Here is a 469-nt window from a genome sequence, read left to right as displayed (position 1 = left end):
GGAATTGAAGGCAAGCTTGTAGCCTCCGACGGCCGCTGATCCCCCGCGCAAGGCCGTGACCGCATCCTGCACCACATAGGCATGATCCATTGACGCCCCATGGATCCCATCCGCATCGACCCCCGCAAACAGGCGGAACGCTCGCCCCGCCGTGATGTCCGACACGATTTCGGTCGCCATGCGTTCGACTGCTGCATCCGCGCTCACTCTGCCAACCCCGCTCTTGCCTTTTGCTTTCCACCGCGTCGAACGCTAGGCGGAATGTCCCCTGCCCTGCAATCCCGCACCATCGGAGCCGCCCTCTTTGCCGCCCTTTCCGCCTTCGGCCATAACATCCGCAAGATCCTGGCGCACACCAAGTCTTGGCTTGGTTGGAGTGTCGTTGCCAATTTGAAATCGTCATGCCGCTGGATTGCGAAGATCAGCCAGTCACGTCCACCTGAATGGATCGTTCAAGTCAGACCAAGTG

2 protein-coding genes are annotated in these 469 nt (G+C 60.3%); one reads left to right on the top strand and one right to left on the bottom strand.

The features are described 5' to 3' along the window. A partial coding sequence (locus ACLD7X_RS18765) for a hypothetical protein (RefSeq protein WP_411425194.1) occupies nt 1-180 on the bottom strand: 180 nt, incomplete at its 3' end. Between the two features lie 81 nt (nt 181-261). Here ACLD7X_RS18765 and ACLD7X_RS18760 point away from each other — a divergent pair. Further along, a partial coding sequence (locus tag ACLD7X_RS18760) for a hypothetical protein (RefSeq protein WP_411425193.1) occupies nt 262-469 on the top strand: 208 nt, incomplete at its 3' end.

The organism is Aphanothece microscopica RSMan92 (assembly GCF_046613545.2).
GTDB lineage: Bacteria > Cyanobacteriota > Cyanobacteriia > PCC-6307 > Cyanobiaceae > NIES-981.
This window is presented reverse-complemented; position numbering and strand designations above follow the sequence as displayed.